At 54.0% G+C, this 17,193-nt stretch carries 10 protein-coding genes, 1 tRNA gene and 1 pseudogene; 10 read left to right on the forward strand and 2 right to left on the reverse strand.

What is annotated here, in order from left to right:
* The first annotated feature begins 263 nt into the window (after window positions 1-263).
* The gene (locus tag ACN28R_RS06125; protein ID WP_048638627.1) at window positions 264-1,613 is read left to right on the forward strand and encodes a cation:proton antiporter; all 1,350 of its coding nucleotides are present in this window, start codon (window positions 264-266) and stop codon (window positions 1,611-1,613) included.
* Window positions 1,614-1,840: 227 nt separating this feature from the next.
* Here ACN28R_RS06125 and ACN28R_RS06130 read toward each other — a convergent pair.
* Window positions 1,841-1,917, reverse strand: a tRNA-Val gene (locus tag ACN28R_RS06130).
* Window positions 1,918-2,288: 371 nt separating this feature from the next.
* Between ACN28R_RS06130 and ACN28R_RS06135 the strand changes: the two genes are divergently transcribed.
* The 9 genes and pseudogenes from ACN28R_RS06135 to entS all read left to right on the forward strand — a co-directional run bounded on the left by ACN28R_RS06135 (window position 2,289) and on the right by entS (window position 15,552).
* Window positions 2,289-2,750, forward strand: coding sequence for a DMT family transporter (locus ACN28R_RS06135; protein WP_222103766.1), 462 nt, complete (start codon window positions 2,289-2,291; stop codon window positions 2,748-2,750).
* 389 nt (window positions 2,751-3,139) lie between these two features.
* The gene (locus ACN28R_RS06140) at window positions 3,140-5,398 is read left to right on the forward strand and encodes a TonB-dependent siderophore receptor (protein WP_183096840.1); all 2,259 of its coding nucleotides are present in this window, start codon (window positions 3,140-3,142) and stop codon (window positions 5,396-5,398) included.
* A gap of 364 nt (window positions 5,399-5,762) precedes the next feature.
* Window positions 5,763-6,953, forward strand: a complete 1,191-nt coding sequence (locus ACN28R_RS06145; RefSeq protein ID WP_095833908.1) for an isochorismate synthase — start codon at window positions 5,763-5,765, stop codon at window positions 6,951-6,953.
* The gene (locus ACN28R_RS06150) at window positions 6,950-8,551 is read left to right on the forward strand and encodes a (2,3-dihydroxybenzoyl)adenylate synthase (RefSeq protein ID WP_095833909.1); all 1,602 of its coding nucleotides are present in this window, start codon (window positions 6,950-6,952) and stop codon (window positions 8,549-8,551) included. Before ACN28R_RS06145 ends, ACN28R_RS06150 begins: the two co-directional genes overlap by 4 nt.
* A gap of 33 nt (window positions 8,552-8,584) precedes the next feature.
* Window positions 8,585-9,205: pseudogene (locus ACN28R_RS06155) on the forward strand (isochorismatase family protein); the annotation flags it as partial.
* A gap of 43 nt (window positions 9,206-9,248) precedes the next feature.
* Complete coding sequence (dhbA, locus tag ACN28R_RS06160) at window positions 9,249-10,019, forward strand: 2,3-dihydro-2,3-dihydroxybenzoate dehydrogenase (protein WP_095833911.1); 771 nt, start codon at window positions 9,249-9,251, stop codon at window positions 10,017-10,019.
* 43 nt (window positions 10,020-10,062) lie between these two features.
* Window positions 10,063-13,980, forward strand: coding sequence for a non-ribosomal peptide synthetase (locus ACN28R_RS06165; protein ID WP_095833912.1), 3,918 nt, complete (start codon window positions 10,063-10,065; stop codon window positions 13,978-13,980).
* 26 nt (window positions 13,981-14,006) lie between these two features.
* On the forward strand, window positions 14,007-14,255 hold the full coding sequence (locus ACN28R_RS06170; RefSeq protein ID WP_048638633.1) for a phosphopantetheine-binding protein: 249 nt from the start codon (window positions 14,007-14,009) through the stop codon (window positions 14,253-14,255).
* Between the two features lie 61 nt (window positions 14,256-14,316).
* Entirely contained in the window at window positions 14,317-15,552 is a 1,236-nt protein-coding gene (gene entS / locus ACN28R_RS06175) for an enterobactin transporter EntS (protein WP_048638634.1), read from the forward strand.
* 105 nt (window positions 15,553-15,657) lie between these two features.
* Here entS and ACN28R_RS06180 read toward each other — a convergent pair whose 3' ends face one another.
* Complete coding sequence (locus ACN28R_RS06180; protein ID WP_048638635.1) at window positions 15,658-16,875, reverse strand: FAD-dependent oxidoreductase; 1,218 nt, start codon at window positions 16,873-16,875, stop codon at window positions 15,658-15,660.
* Between the last annotated feature and the right edge of the window lie 318 nt (window positions 16,876-17,193).

Consider the following 17,193-nt stretch of genomic DNA (forward strand, 5'->3'; position numbering starts at 1 on the left):
GATAAACGTCGGCGCGCCCTGTACAGGGCGCGCCGCATAAAGCGCTAGCTCGCCCCAGCCATTGTCCAGCCGCGTCTTGCCGGTTCGATTTACAACTTATTACAAATCCTATGCGGCCGAAGACGTTCTTGTTTAACGTTTTATTCATGTGATTTGTTCCCGCCTTCCACCAGGGAGCGCGTTGGTTCTTCGTTGATCTCCACACCGTTTGTGCATTAGCGATCATACTTACCCCGGTAGACAGATTCTGAAGAGGAGCAGAAATGGGTTTTCTTGGCTGGACCGCCGTAACCGGTGGTTTATTACTGCTGATGTCGCTGGCGTCGGGCTGGATCAAGCGTGGTCCGATAACGGTGTTTGCGATTTACCTGGCGGCGGGGGTGTTATGCGGGCCGTGGGTGTTAAATCTGCTGCGGGTGGATATTGCCGCTCATGCGGAGCTGACAAAAAATATCACTGAAATCGCCATGGCCGCGTCGTTGTTTATTACCGGTCTTAAGCTGAGGCTGCCGTTAAAAAGCCAGGGGTGGCGCATTGGTTTGCGGCTTGCGTTTCCCGGCATGTTGCTGACGGTCGCGGGCGCGGCTCTTGCGGTGCACTATTTTGCCGAACTCTCCTGGCCGCTCTCACTGGCGTTTGGCGCGATTGTGGCGCCTACCGACCCGGTACTGGCAAGCTTAATCTCGGTTAACGATGCCAGCGATAATGACAATATGCGCGTCTCGCTTTCCAGCGAGGCGGGAATGAATGACGGCAGTGCGCTGCCGCTGCTGATGCTGGCAGTCATGCTGCTGACCGCGCCGGGCGGCGTATCGCTGGCGGCGTTCGGCCAGTGGGCGTTGGTAGACGTACTGTGGGCCATTACCGCCGGGGTGGCGATAGGTTTTGCCATGGGCCGCTTTGTCGGCCAGTACGCCACGCATCTGCGCCACACCCATCAGGACGTTGCGCCGAACGATTTCCTGGCGCTGGCGCTGATTGCCCTGAGCTATGCCGCCGCACAGGCGCTGGATGCGTCAGGATTTCTTGCGGCTTTTGCCGCCGGCGTCGGGCTGCGCCGGGCAGAAATGCGCGTCGTCAATCGCCAGCCTGCCGATGAATTTTCCGACAGCGACAACCGTCCTCCCGCAGAGGTGATGGTCAATCCCCATATCCGTCACGAACCGGGGAAAACCAATCCCACCAGTTCGGTTGGGTTAGTAGTGGGGGATGCCCTGTCGTTCGGCGATATGGTGGAAAGACTGTTTGCCGCGGGGATCATCATCGTGCTGGGCATCACACTGGCTCAACACTGGGATCCGGCAGGTCTGCTGATGGCCGCTTTGCTGTTTTTGCTGATCCGCCCGCTGTCGGTATGGATTGCCACTATCGGCATGAAAGCGCCGCGTGAGCAGCGCCTGATATTGGGATGGCTGGGAATTCGGGGAATCGGCAGCATTAATTACATTGCCTGGGCCTATACCCACGGACTGGCCGGTGACGAGGTAACAAGAATGACCGATATGGCCTTTACGTTGATCGTCGCCAGCGTGGTGGTACATGGCATGTCGGTAACCCCGCTGCTCAACTGGCGGCAGAGTAAAATTGCCGCCAGGCAGCGCGATAAGGACTGATCGGCAACGGTCCGATCACCCTGAGAAAATCACGGCAGCGCCGCTGCCGTGTCGCAGAATTGGCGCTGACCGACGAGTACCTGCTGACACTCATATTAAAAGCGGGCTTAAAGTAACGGGTAATAGAAGGATTTCAATAGAAGTAGATTTTGCTGGAACGCGAGAGAGGAGGTTTTCACCTCATTTCAATGATCTACAAACGTTAGGATAACTGTAGATATTTGAATTGGTACGACCGAGTGGACTCGAACCACCGACCCCCACCATGTCAAGGTGGTGCTCTAACCAACTGAGCTACGGTCGTACAGGATAGGTTGCGCTCTAATGGATTGGCATCCGTGAACTAACCTTTTGATTAAAATGCTATTTTGCATCCCAATGTCTGGAATGGCCGCTATTATGGACTGGTCCGTAATAGATGGCAAGACCTTTGTCTATCATACTCTTCCAGATGCTGAATGTTTGGTCAACTGGCACGGGCGGACCGTACCGCTACGAACGGAAAACGGTGATAAACCGCCGGGATCTCATTGCCCACAACCGAGAATATACGCTACCGTACTATTTGTTATGGCAGGGTTTTTCATAGCATGAACATCACAAATGTATGAAGGGTTGCCGTTGTTTGAATGCCGGGCTGTGTTAGCAGTCATAGACATAAGGAATAATATGAACATGGTGTATTTATTGATGGCGTTGGCCGGCGGAGCCGGTTTATCCATACAGGCCGCCGTCAATAGCCGTTTGAGTTTCGGGGTAGGGGGACAGCCGTTAATTGCCGCGCTGATCTCGTTTGGTATCGGTACGCTGTGCTTACTGGTGGTGGCGTTGATTCAGGCCGACTGGCACAGCATGGGGGCGAATATCGGACAGCAGTCGTGGTGGCGCTGGATCGGCGGCGTTATTGGCGCCGCTTTTGTGTTCACGTCGATTTTTCTTGCTCCCAAGCTTGGCGTTACCAACACCATGTTTTTGTTTATTATCGGCCAACTGGCCTCGGGTATGGCCATCGATAACTATGGTCTGCTTCAGATGCCGATACGGCCGGTGTACTGGTGGAAGTTCGCCGGTATAGGGGTGATGTTGCTAGGGCTGGTGCTGTTTATGTTCGGCGATCGCTGGTTTCAGCACGCTTGATGCGCCCGATCCCTCGTCGCGGCTGGTTTCTCTCCGTTAACTCATAGAACAACACAACAGGGGTGTGGTGAGTAAAGAGGCGGATTATTTTTGAGTGAGATCAAATTCCCATCAGTTTTGTAAACGTTAATTCAATTAATATTGATAATCATTATCATGTGTAATAAGGTGTGACTGCTCATTTTTTAGCAGGTCATATCTTTATGGCGATGACCTTTTCCTGAACGGGCTCAGGTTCGATTTCTTCATCACTCTTTATCTATGAGAAGAAGAATAAGCATATTGAACCCGGCCTTCTCTTTTGATTACGCAACAACAAGAGCTCCTCCTTTCTGAGGCAGTATCGCTTTCTCTGCTATCGGGATGGTAAGCAAAACGGGAATTGCATGATGATAAAAAAATTATCGCGTTATTCCGTGGCGACGCTGTTGGGTTTGAGTACGTCTACACTCTCTACATCTGCTTTGACGGCAGAGACGGCAACGGATGCTACGGCTACACAGAAAAAAATACTTTCTTCAGAGAACGAGGCGGGGGACACAATCGTGGTCACCGCGGCGGAGCAGACCCGGCAGGCGCCCGGTGTTTCAGTCATTACGGCTGAGGACATCAGTAAACGCCCTCCGGCGAATGATATATCCGAACTGATCCGCACCATGCCCGGCGTTAACCTTTCCGGCAATTCAAACAGTGGTTCCCGCGGGAATAATCGCCAGATTGATCTGCGAGGCATGGGACCGGAAAATACGCTGATCCTGGTTGACGGTAAACCGGTCTCAAGCCGGTCGGCCGTGCGCTATGGCTGGCGTGGCGAACGCGATACCCGCGGCGATACCAACTGGGTGCCGGCCGATATGGTCGAACGTATTGAAGTGCTGCGCGGTCCGGCGGCGGCGCGTTATGGCAACGGAGCGGCGGGCGGGGTGGTGAATATCATCACCAAACAGCCGGCTCAGGAGCTGCACGGCGCTTGGAATACTTATATGAATATGCCGCAGCATAAATCCGAAGGGGCGACCAAACGTACCGATTTCAGCCTGATGGGCGGCTTGACCGATACCCTGAGTTTCCGTCTATACGGCAATATCAATAAAACGCAGGCGGATGCCTGGGATATCAACGACGGTCATCAGCTTAGTCCGGAAGCCACCAATATTCCCGCCGGGCGCGAAGGCGTGCGCAATAAGGACATCAACGGACTGTTGCGTTGGGAATTTATGCCGCAGCAGACGCTGGAGTTTGAAGCCGGTTTTAGCCGTCAGGGTAATATCTACGCCGGCGACACGGAAAACAACAACAGCAACGAGACGTCCCTGGATAAATACGGACAGGAAACCAATCGTATGTATCGGCAGAATTTTGCCGTCACCCATCGTGGCTACTGGGACAGCGGCGTGAGTTCGATGTCCTATTTTCAATATGAAAATACGCATAATACCCGTATTTTTGAAGCATTGGCCGGCGGTCCGGCCGGCAGGCCGCAGGGCAGCGACTTTACCACCATCAAGCTGGATGCGTTTACCGGCCACAGCGAAGTGAATATTCCTTTTGACGCGGTATTTAACCAGACCGCGACTATCGGGATAGAGTGGTCCGAACAGAAGATGAAAGATCCGTCCTCGAATACTCAGACCCAACAGGGCGGCATCATTGAAGGGTATCCCAGCGGTACGCGCAGCGACAAGATATCGGCACGGATAGCCTCAATCTTCACCGAAGATAATATCGAAGTCACCGATAGCACAATGCTGACGCCTGCGTTGCGTTTCGATCACCATAGCATCGCCGGCAATAACTGGAGTCCGTCGCTCAATTTGTCTCAACAACTGGGCGAAGATTTCACCCTGAAAATGGGGATTGCCCGAGCCTATAAGGCGCCCAACTTATATCAAATCAACCCTAATTATTTGCTATATAGCCGGGGCAATGGCTGCTTCGTGGCGGGAAGCAGCGGGTGTTATCTGTTGGGTAACGAAGATTTAAAAGCGGAAACCAGTATTAACAAGGAAATCGGGATTGAGTTCAATCGTAACGGCTATCAGGCGGGGGTTACCTATTTCCGTAATGATTACCGTAATAAGATTGAAGCCGGTTACTCTTCCGTGGGAACCACCACAAATGGCAATACCGAGATTTTGCAATGGGCGAACGTACCAAAAGCGCTGGTGGAAGGGCTGGAAGGGACGCTGAATATTCCCATCAGCGAGACGATAACATGGAACAACAATATTACCTGGATGTTGCAGTCGAAAAATAAAACCACCGGTGATTATTTGTCGATCACGCCGGAATTCACGTTGAATTCCTCCGTCAGTTGGCAAGCGACGGAAGATCTCTTCTTCCTGGCCGACATGACCTGGTATGGCCGTCAGAAGCCGAAAAAATACAACTACAAAGGAGAGGCGACAACCGGCATCGATCGGCATGAAGTCAGTCCTTACGCGATATTCGGTCTGAGCGGGACGTATGACGTGAACAAATATGCCAGCGTGACGGTTGGGGTGGATAACCTGTTCGATAAACGCCAGTTCCGAGCCGGGAATGCGCAATCCGTTATCAATGCTTCCGGATCGCTATATGGCGCTGGGGCGGCGACCTATAACGAACCAGGCCGGACGTTCTTTGTCAGTCTGAATACGCGTTTCTAGTTTCTAATTCAGTTCGCTATCTGTACCTTTGGCGGCGGGCATACGCACGATCGGTGCGCCTGCCGTCAAAGGTTTATTTGCCATTCTTTATTTCCGGTAAAGTGCATATTGCATTTTATTTATTACCGCATCGACCACTAAAAACCATCCGATAGCTGTGTGTTAATGAAAAGAAAATAAAAATTAAATAAAAATAAATCGAGATTTTCTTTATCGATATTCGACAATGAATATTCTTATATTCACAATATTCCAATTTTTATAAATATATGGTTGACCTTATCTGATACTTTAGTATAGCTTGTCTATTCATGATAATGATTATCATAATCATTGCTATTTCCGCATGATGAGAGGTGATCGGATGAACAGATTGGTGGAAGAAGGTAGTCGCAGCAAACAAGCAATACCCGAGAAATCTGCCGTTTTTTCATATCGGTCGATGCATCGTAGTATTTCTGCCTGCGGAGTATTTGAAAGAATTTTACGGCCGGCTGTAGTAAAAAATGATGGTTTAACAACATTTTGGCCTCATATTCAACAAGCTATTAGCCGAGCGAAGCAGGCCGGTATTGCTGAGCCCATCGTGATTGGCGCCCTACCTTTTGATACGTCGCAGCCATCATACCTCTATATCCCCAATGAATATCAGTTTGTTTCAGCATCAGGAATAGAAGATGGCGCACTGGAACAAACTCATAAGAAAAAACGCATAGTTAGTACAAAAAATACACCGGAATCGTCTCAGTTTAAATCTTCTGTCATATCAGCATTAAATTACTTACAAACAAGGGAAATAAAGAAGGTCGTACTCTCAAGAATAGTGGAAATTGAATTAGCGCAGGAAATAGATTGTCAGGAGATAATAAATAATCTCAGATTGCAAAACGCCGGCGGGTATCATTTTTCTCTGCCACTGCCTGATGGCAGCATATTACTGGGAGCCAGCCCGGAATTATTGATCCGTAAGCACGGCGATCTTATTCACAGCCAACCGCTGGCCGGTTCGATATGCCGTCATAGCGATATCGAGCAGGATCGCGTTCATGCCGGGCAATTATTTGATTCTGACAAAGATCTTCGTGAACACCGGATGGTGGTGGATGATATCCAGCAACATTTATCGCCTCATTGCCATTATCTGCATGTGCCGGATGCGCCTTCGCTGCTGAGTACCGACACGATGTGGCATCTTTCCACTTCTATTCGCGGCGAATTGCGTCAGCCTGAAACCAGTGTGATTCAGTTAGCCTGTTTGCTACATCCCACTCCTGCGCTGTGCGGTACGCCAACGGCAGCGGCAAGACGGTTGATCGCCGAGCTGGAGCCCTATGACCGCGGCGTGTTCAGCGGCATCGTAGGATGGTGCGATGCCAATGGCGACGGAGAATGGGCAATAGCGATCCGCTGCGGCATCGTGCGGCATAAGTCGGTGCGTTTCTTTGCCGGCGCAGGCATTGTCGAGGGTTCAGAACCGCAGAAAGAGTGGGAAGAAGTTACAGGGAAACTCGGCACCATGCTGCGGGCCTTCGGTTTACAAACGGAGAGCGTATGAGTATTGAATATACCCCATGGCCGGACGAGTTTGCCCGGCAGTATCGCCGCAAAGGATATTGGATCGATCGGCCGCTGAGCGACATCCTACAGCATCAACATCAGATGCGGCCTGATGCGGTGGCGATTGTTTGCGGCGATCGGCAATGGAGCTATCGTCAGTTCGAACAGCAGGCGTCGGCGCTGGCCGCGAACCTGACCCGGGCGGGGCTATGCCAGGGCGATACTGCGCTGGTGCAGTTGCCCAACGTCGCCGAGTTTTATCTGACTTTCTTTGCCTTGCTGAAAATGGGCGTGGCGCCTGTTAATGCGCTGTTCAGTCATAATAGATTGGAATTGACATCCTATGCGCATCTGATCGCTCCCCGCTTACTGGTCGCCTCCAGACGGCACAGTCTGTTTGCCGATGATGGCTTTCTGCGCCAATTGCAGGCTCAGCATCCAACGTTGAATACCGTTTTATTGGACGGCAGTCGGGATGAGCGCGACCTGCAGAGCTGGCTGACTCCTGACGATTCATCGTTGGCGTATCAGCCATCAGACGCTTCGGATGTTGCTTTTTTCCAGCTTTCCGGCGGAACGACCGGGACGCCGAAGCTGATTCCCCGCACCCACAATGATTATTACTACAGCGTGCGTCGTAGCGCGGAAATATGCCGCTTGACGCACTCAACCCGTTATTTGTGCGCATTACCGGCGGCGCACAATTATCCCCTTAGCTCTCCGGGAGCGCTGGGCGTCTTTTACGCCGGCGGACGAGTCGTGCTGGCGGACGATCCCAGCCCGATGACCTGTTTCCCGCTGATAAAGCAGCACCAGATAGATATCACGTCGCTGGTGCCTCCGGCGGCGGCGCTGTGGATTCAGTCCGCCGCGCAATACCCGGAGGATTTGGTGAGTCTGAAACTGTTGCAGGTTGGTGGTGCCAGACTGAGCGACAGCGTGGCCCGCCGGATTCCGGAGCAACTAGGCTGCCAATTGCAACAGGTGCTGGGGATGGCGGAAGGATTGGTGAACTATACCCGGCTCGATGATGACGATGAACATATCTTTACCACACAGGGCAGGCCGATGTGTCCGGATGATGAGGTCAAGGTGGTGGATAAACAGGGAAATCAGGTTGCGGCGGGAGCGGAAGGGCTGTTGGTGACGCGCGGGCCTTATACCATCCGGGGTTATTACCGCAGCCCGGAACACAACGTACGTTCATTTGATTCGGAAGGCTTTTACCACTCAGGCGATGTGGTACGCATGACAGAGGATGGTTACCTCAGTGTGGTAGGCCGGGAGAAAGATCAAATTAATCGCGGCGGGGAGAAGATCGCCGCAGAGGAAATTGAAAATTTGTTGCTGAAGCATGGCGACGTTATTCACGCCGCACTGGTGGCCATGCCCGACCCGATGTTAGGCGAAAAAAGCTGCGCCTTTATTGTGTCGACGGATCCGCGACTGAACACGCTGGGGTTACGCAAATACCTGCGCAGTCAGGGTATCGCCGAGTATAAATTGCCGGATCGTATTGAATTGATTGACTCTTTACCTGTAACGCCGGTGGGCAAAATTGATAAGCGGGCGTTACGCGAGAGTATTCAGAAATAGCGCCGGTCTGATAAATCAGCAGGAGTTCACGTTATGGCTATTCCTTCTCTGAATGTTTATGACATGCCTGAGTCACACGATTTCCCGGCAAATAAAGTCTCCTGGGATTTTGCGCCTGATCGTGCCGTTTTGCTGATTCACGACATGCAGGACTATTTTGTGCAGTTTTATGATCGGCAAAGCCCATTGATACAACAGTTGATTGAAAACATTGCCGTTCTTCGTCATTACTGCAAATCACAGCGCATTCCGGTGGTGTACAGCGCGCAGCCGAATAACCAAAGCCCGCAGGATCGTGCGCTGCTGAATGATATGTGGGGACCGGGGCTTAACCAGTACCCCGATCTACAGCCGGTGGTGGGCCGGTTATGCCCGGAGGATGACGATATCGTGCTGGTGAAATGGCGTTACAGCGCGTTTCACCGTACATCCCTTGAAGAGAAAATGAAGGCGTGGGGGCGGGATCAGTTGGTGATTTGCGGTGTTTATGGCCACATCGGCTGCATGATCACCGCCACGGATGCTTTTATGCGCGATATCAAAGCGTTTCTGGTGGGCGACGCCATTGCGGATTTTTCCCGGCGCGATCACATGATGGCCCTTAACTACGTGGCGACCCGATCCGGACAGGTGGTGAGCGTCGCCGATCTGGTATGACACTGTAGCGGCGGCGGGCGGATATTGAGGATAACGCGATATGGAAAAGACACAGCGGTTGCAGATGGATTTCACCGGTAAGCAGATATGGGTGACAGGGGCGGGACGCGGCATCGGCGAGCAGATTGCCAGAGCTTTTATTGGTCTGGGCGCGGAGGTGGTCGGGTTCGACCGCGAATTTTCGAACGCCGATCTGCCTTATCACTGCGAATTGTTGGATATCCAACGGCCAGAGCAGGTGAAAAACGTTTGCCAACATCGTCTGGACCAGGTTCCGCGTTTGGACGTATTGGTCAATGCCGCCGGCATTTTACGGCTGGGCGAGGTAGAAATGCTGAGCGACGACGATTGGCATCAGTGTCTGAACGTTAATGCCGCGGGGGCTTTTTATCTGTTTCGCGCCGTAATTCCGCATTTCAAAAGGCAACGTCGCGGAGCGATCGTCACCGTGGGATCCAATGCCGCTCATGTGCCGCGAATGCAGATGGCGGCCTATTGCGCCTCCAAGGCGGCGCTGACCAGCCTGAATCACTGTGTCGCGCTTGAGCTGGCGGAGTATGGCGTACGCTGCAATCTGGTTTCTCCCGGTTCTACCGATACCGCCATGCTGCGCAATATGTGGTGCGACGCCAGCGGAGAACAGCAAGCCATTCGCGGCTTTCCCGAACGGTACAAGCTGGGGATCCCGTTGGGGAAAATCGCCCGAGCGGAAGACATCGCCAATACCGTTGTTTTTCTGGCTTCCGAACTGGCCAGCCATATCACGATGCAAGACATTGTGGTCGACGGCGGCGCAACGCTGGCGGCCTGAATCAGTTTCCCGCGCTATTGATTTGAATGGAAGGAGTCTGCGAATGGCTTTGGGCGATAATGCTATCCTGTCGTTGACGGAAGGACAAAAAGAGATCTGGGTTGCCCAGCAAATGATTGAAGGCAGCGCGCGATACAATACGGCCGAATGCGTCAGGATTCGGGGCGTTCTGTCTCCCGAACGCTTTCAAGCCGCGCTCGCCCACGTTATACCGCGAATAGAAACCCTGAATTGCCGTTATCAATTACGGGATGGCGAACTGGTGCAGGTTGTGGGTGAGCAAACCGGGATAAATTATCAGTTCCTTGATTTTCGGCAGGATAAACAGCCTGAACTAAGTTTGCGGTGGTGGATGCGGCATGACATAGCTCAGCCGGTCGATCTGGCGCAGGGGCGACTGTATCGCGTCGCCTTAATTCAATTGGCGGATGACGTGTTCTGCTGGTATCAGCGAGTGCATCATATCGCGTTGGATGGCTATGGCGTAGCGATGGTGTTGCGTCAGGCGGCAACGGCCTATTCCTGCTTACAGCAGGGGAAAGAGCTGGAACAACAGCCGTTTGCATCGTTACGTTATCTGCTTGATAAGGAAGCGATATACCGGCGTTCAACGTCTTTCTTGCAGGATAAGGCTTTTTGGGAAGACTACTGCCGTCGATTACCCCCGGCGCCACGGCTCAGTCCTGTTCGCAGCGAAGTAAGCGACACCGTGCGCCGTGAGCAACTGATTCTGTCTTCGGTAGAGTTTACACAAATGAAAACGCTGGCTAAAGCCTGGTCGGTATCATGGGTGGAGGTATTGCTGGCCTTATTGGCCGGATATGTGGCCTGGAGAACGCGGGAAAGCGGCGTTGTTCTGGGGATGCCCTTTATGAACCGCAATGATGGGGAACTGTTTAAACTGCCGGCCATGCTGGTCAACATTCTGCCGCTGTTTATTCAGGTTAGGCCGAGCGACGATATGGCGAGCCTGGCGCAAAGCGTGCGCCGGGAGATGGACTACGTCAAACCACATACGCAGTACCGTGGCATGCGACTTTTACGTCTCAGGGATGAGGATGAGCCGCTGTTCGGTCCGGTGGTTAACATCATGCCGTTTTACGAGGAGCTGAATCTCAACGGCACATGCGGGGTGATTGAAAACGTTCATGGCGGCCCGGTGGACGACTGCGCGCTACGGGTCGTTCCCGCAGGCAATGACGAACATAGCCCGTTGCTGATCCATGTGGACGCTAATCCCAACGTGTATTCGGCCGACGTGCTGACCGCCATTCGGGAAGAGATGGCGGCATGGGCGACTCACTGGCTCTCACACCCCGACACCCGCATGGAACAGCTTAACCAGCGCCAGTGGCGCGAACTGGCGGACTACGTCATTCACGCCGCAGATCGGGGCGATTTCGTCTGGCAGGATGTGATTTCACGCATCCGTCGGCAGGCCGAGCTTTCGCCTGACGCCATCGCACTGGAAACCCATGCCCGGCGCGTCAAATATTCGGCGCTGGTCGAGCGGGTTGACGCGATCGGCCACGCGCTGCTTGAGCGCGGCATTGAACCGGGAGACGTGATTGCAATCTACATGCCGCGCTCCGCCGATACGCTGCAGATTATGCTGGGCATACTGTCCGCCGGGGCAAGCTGTTTCGTACTGGATATGACCAGTCCGGACGAACGGTTGCAGCAGGCGCTGGAAGCATGCGGCGCGCGCTGCGTTATCACCGATTCCAGCGAAGAACGCCGCAAGTTCGCAACTCAGACGCTGCCTTGCTCGGCGTTGTTGACGCATGCTGCCGGACGATCTTCGGCGCAGGCGGCAATCTCTCCGGAGACGATCGGCTTTATTATTTTTACTTCCGGCTCCACCGGCAAACCCAAAGGGGTGGCGATTTCGCATCGGGCGCTCAGTTGGTTTGTGGACGCGGCGGGCCAGGCGTATGACATTCATCCCAATGATAAGGTCTTGCAGTTCTCGTCGCTGACGTTTGATGCCTGCCTAGAAGAGATTTTCATTCCGCTGTGCCGGGGGGCCTGCGTTGTCCTGCGCACCGAGGAAATGGCCGAGTCGCTGGAGGATTTTTTGGCGTATGTTACGGATCACGCCGTTACCGTGTTGGATTTGCCCACCACCTTCTGGCATACCCTGACGTTAACCCTGAGCGAACAACGACACACATGGCCGTCGGCGGTGAAAACGCTAATTGTCGGCGGCGAGGCGATCTCTCAGGAACGGTTGTCGCAATGGAAAGCGTTGATGGGCGAACGGATTCGATTAATCAACACCTACGGGCCGACGGAAGGCACCATCGTCTTTACCTACAAAGTGTTGGCCGGTGATGGATTTAACCCGCAAACCGCCGATCTGCGTTCTATCGGTTTACCGTTGGCAGGACTGCGCTGTTTAATCCTTGACGCCGCACAGCGCCCGGTTGAGCCTGGTATGGAGGGCGAGCTCTACCTTATTGGGCCGACATTATCCAGCGGTTACATCAACAGCGCCGAGATGACTCGCGAGAGCTTCATTACGCTAACCATCGCAGACCATCCCGAGCGCGCCTATAAAACCGGCGACTGGGTGACGCAGACGGATCGGGGGGAGATCGTCTATCTGGGGCGGATCGATAAACAAGTGAAGTTCCGCGGTTATCGCGTCGATCTCAATGAAATTCGCGATTGCAGCCTGATGGTGGCGGGCGTAAAGGAAGCTCGGGCGGTAATGTGGGGCGATGGCAATGCGCAGCTTGTGCTGTATGTCGAACTGGATAACCGCGCGAAGGTTTCCACCATAGACATTGAGGCGCAGTTACAGACGGTATTGCCGCAATATATGCAGCCGAATCAGATAGTGCCGATTGCCGGTTTCCCCTTGACCAACAGCGGTAAAATCGATGAAAAGCGCTTGCCGAAGCCGGATGTCCATATCGAGGAAGACGACATCGGCGTGGTCCAAACCGACTTTGAACGGCAGGTCGCCGAAGCGTGGAAGGTTGAGCTGGCGTTGGAGAATGTTGGAATTCATCAAGATTTCTATGCGCTGGGCGGTAGTTCGTTGCATCTGTTTTCCATTCATGCTCGTCTGGCCGGCCAGGGGTTGTCCATCGCTCCGAAGCTGCTGCTGGAAAATCGCACTATTCACCGCCTGTATCTAGCCTGGCGGCAGGTCGCCGACGAAGATGAACAGCGCATGCCCGGTGAGGAGTGGATCGTAAAACTGCAAAGTCATCACCGTAAGCGCACGCTATGGGCTTTCCATCCTTATTCCGGCCGGATTGACTGCTATAGGGGGTTGGCGGAACAGGTCAGCCAGGCGTTCGACGTGCTGGCGATCCAGGCGCCATTTCTGTCTGAGTCCGTCACGGAACACCAAACGCTCCCCGATCTGGCGCGCCACTATGCCCGGTTGATTCGTCATGTACAGCAGGATGCCCCCTATTACCTGGTGGGGTATTCCCTGGGCGGCAATATCGCCTACCTGGTGGCGCAACTACTGAGTGAAGCCGGGCAAAAGGTCAACTATCTCGGCCTGCTGGATTGTCGTCCGCCTCAGTACGTCGAAAAGATGGAAAATTCGCTCTATACCCTGGTCAGAGACAGTCTGGGGGATGATTTTCTTGCCGAGGTCAGGCGACTGAGCGGCGAGGTGCAGCTTGCCGCCATTGCCGAACGCTTACTGGAAACGGGGCATATGCGCTTTCTGACCAAGACGCAACTGATAGCGGCTCTGCGTTTCAGCATGACCAGCGGCCAAAACCAGCCAGCGGAATTGACTCCGCTTACCATTACCGGGCAGGCCTGCCACTACGGCTTTACCACGTCTGGCGAGGAATGGCGGACGCTGCTGACGGCACGGTTGCGTTGTCATCGCTTTAACGGCGAGCACGATACGCTGATGGATGAACTGAGCGGATCGGGAGCGATGCAAACCATTCAGCAGGACTTGTTCCAGGCTTCGCAATTACGTTAACGGCGTCATCATTAAGGACACTCATTATGGATAGGCACGCAGAAGTCTCCGTATTTAAGGCAGAGGAACTGAAAAGCCAACTGCTGGAAAAGTTTGGCATGTCGGATGCTGAATTCGACGAACATGAAAACCTATTCGATTACGGTTTGGATTCCGTTGATGTGATGGCGCTGATCGGCCAATTGCAAACGCGGGGCGTTCAGGTCAGCTTCGTCGATATGGTAAGAGAGCCTACATTTGGCGCATGGAGAAAACTGATCGACGCCCCACATTGATAAACCGATCGGCGCGGGCCAGGGCGCCAGCCATATCGCTTAATGGGAAAAGAGACGGAGAGTGGATAAAAACTTTGTTTTCGCGGCGTTTCATCTGCTGAGGGTTAATCGGCCCTTTCGCTCCGTTTTTTATGCCAGGTCGTTATCCATTCTGTCATTGGGCATGTTGACGGTGGCGATTCCGGTGCAAATTCAGTGGATGACCGGTTCGGTGATGCTGGTGGGATTATCGGTCACGTTAGCCGGATGCGGCATGTTCAGCGGGTTGCTGCTGGGCGGTGTGCTGGCCGACCGCTACGATCGCCGCACCATGATCTTGTTCGGCCGGTCTGTCTGCGGGCTCGGTTTTTCCGGGCTGGCGCTGAATGCGCTGGCGCCTTCGCCTTCGTTGTTGGTGATGTATTTTTTGTCGGTATGGGATGGTTTTTTCGGCGCAATGAGTATCACCGCGCTGTTGGCGGCGACGCCCGCACTGGTCGGGCGTGAGAATATCGCTATAGCGGGCATCGTCAATATGATGATGTTCAGGATCGGTACCATTATTGCGCCAACGCTCGGCGGCGTTGTTATCTCGCTTGGCGGCGTAGCGCTGAATTATACCCTGGCCGCGGCGGGGACATTTCTGACATTGATCCCGTTGTTTGCGCTTCCCCGTATGCCGGGCGGAGAAAGATCCTCGCAGCATGCCGGAAAAGAGCTGTGGCAAAGCATTCAATTCGTCATGAGCCAGCGTATCATCTGGACGATGCTGCTGATGGGCGGGATGGTGAGCGCCATCGCGGCCGTTCGGGTGCTTTTCCCCGCGCTGGCGACGCAGTGGCGGATTGATTTACGCCAGTTAGGGATGTTGTATTCCGCGCTCCCTTGCGGCGCGGTGATCGGTATATTGACCAGCCAGCGCTGGGTTAATGATCGCTGGAAAACGGAGCGCGTGATGTTTATCACCGCGTATAGCGCTTTCGCGCCTATCGTGGTGATGGGTGTTTTTTCCCACTTTGCTATCGCGTTGGTTTGCCTGATGATTTATGGCTATTTCAGCGCGATTAATAATGTTTTGCAGTTTATCGTGGTGCAGAATTACACCCCTAATAATCTTCTGGGCAGGGTCAATGGTATCTGGATGGCGCAAAATATCGGCAGTGATATGGCCGGCGCCTTTTTTATCAGTATGATAAGCGCCTTCATGATGCCGGCGATGATTGCTATTGTTTATGGCGGAACCGCGATTATTACGGCAGGGATCGTCATGTTCATCATCAAACGGCAATGCGCGGCGTCGGCGGAGATTAAACCCTAAGCGGGAGTTTTTGCCGACAACGATAAGGGTTCCCTAATGATGTACGCCTGTCAGCGTCAGGCAGACTGCCTACTGAAAATACCACCCGGTCAATGGCATAATCCATCAATGCGGCAGGCGGGGGAACTCGCGGCGAAAACCCAAGCCAATAATGCGGCCGGTCAAACGCGGCAGCCAGGGCTGGCGGATCAGCCACATCACCAACGTCGGCGGACGTCGGGCGGCTGCGCGGGATGATGTTTTTCCTTTACCGGTCATCATTATTTGCAGCCGCTGGGTGGCCCGGGTGGGAAATTCGCGCCGCCGCTGTACCCGGTTAAGGATATTCAGGCTAATCGGGCCGCGCGCCAGAGGTTCGGCCAAAATATTGGCGGCGGCCACGGCGTCCTGAATAGCCAGATTTACACCCACGCCCCCAATGGGAGACATCGCGTGCGCCGCATCGCCGATGCATAAGACGCCTGGCGCCGCCCAGCGATCCAGTCGATCGATACGGATATCCAGCAATTTAACATGATCCCAGTCCGGTACCGCCGCCGACAGCCGTTCGACACTGACGGGCGACGCCGCCGCGACCTGTCGCAGCAGCGTTGGCAAGCCGTGCTGCTTGATATGGGGAAGGGTGCCTTTGGTGATGCTGTAGCCGCATTGCCAATAGTCGCCCCGGTCCAGCATGATGAAATTGTTCTTGGGGCCGCCGTGCCCGCTGGCCCAATTTTCGTCGCCGATGGCCTTGGGTAATTTCATCCATAGTACATCCCGCGGCATGCCGAAACTGCGGCCGGTCAGATTGGCCGCCTGACGCACCACTGACTGACGGCCATCGGCGCCAACCACCAGTCTGGTGCGGATCAGTAACTTGTCACCCTTGGCATCCAATGCCTCCACGCCATTTATCCCCCCGTTTCCCTGAGTCAATCCCACCACACGGGTAGCCTGTAATAGCTGGAAGCCCGGCAGCGACTGACTCTGTTCAGCCAGAAAATTGAGGAAATCCCACTGCGGCATCAGCGCCATAAATCGACATTTGCCCGGCAGGCGACTGAAGTCGGCCATGGTGATTTTCCTACCGTTGAACTCTCCGATAAGTTTGTCCACCCGCTGATGCGGCAGGCGCAGTAGCGGTTCCAGCAGTCCCAGACGGTCCATGATTTCCAGCGTTGAGGGATGGATGGTGTCGCCACGGAAATCACGTAAAAAGTCGGCATGCTTTTCCAGCACCGCAACAGGTATGCCGGCGCGCGCCAGCAGGTAGCCGAGCATCAGTCCGGCCGGGCCGCCGCCGACAATACAGCAGGGTGTTTCCAGGATCTTATCGGTCATAGGCAACTATCGTCAGCCAGGGGAAAACCTAATGATAGAAGCCTGATGACAAGTTGCAAATAATTATCATTTCCTTGTAGCAAGGGGGTCTACGCCTTCGGAATGTGTTTGGCTGGCAGTCGTGCATCCACCGTGTCAACTTGTATGCACAACTGCGGTTGTGGATTGTAGTCGGCGGGTTATCACGGAGAAGCGATACCAAGCAAAGCGACGCAGCATGCGAATTCGGCGATGATTCCGCGCCAGTAGTCGCTTAACGGATAGGAAGAAACGCTTAAACAAATGATGGCCCAGTACTGAGGCGATCGCCAATATCGC

Origin of the sequence: Brenneria goodwinii, assembly GCF_002291445.1 — a bacterium.
GTDB classification, from domain to species: Bacteria; Pseudomonadota; Gammaproteobacteria; order Enterobacterales; family Enterobacteriaceae; genus Brenneria; species Brenneria goodwinii.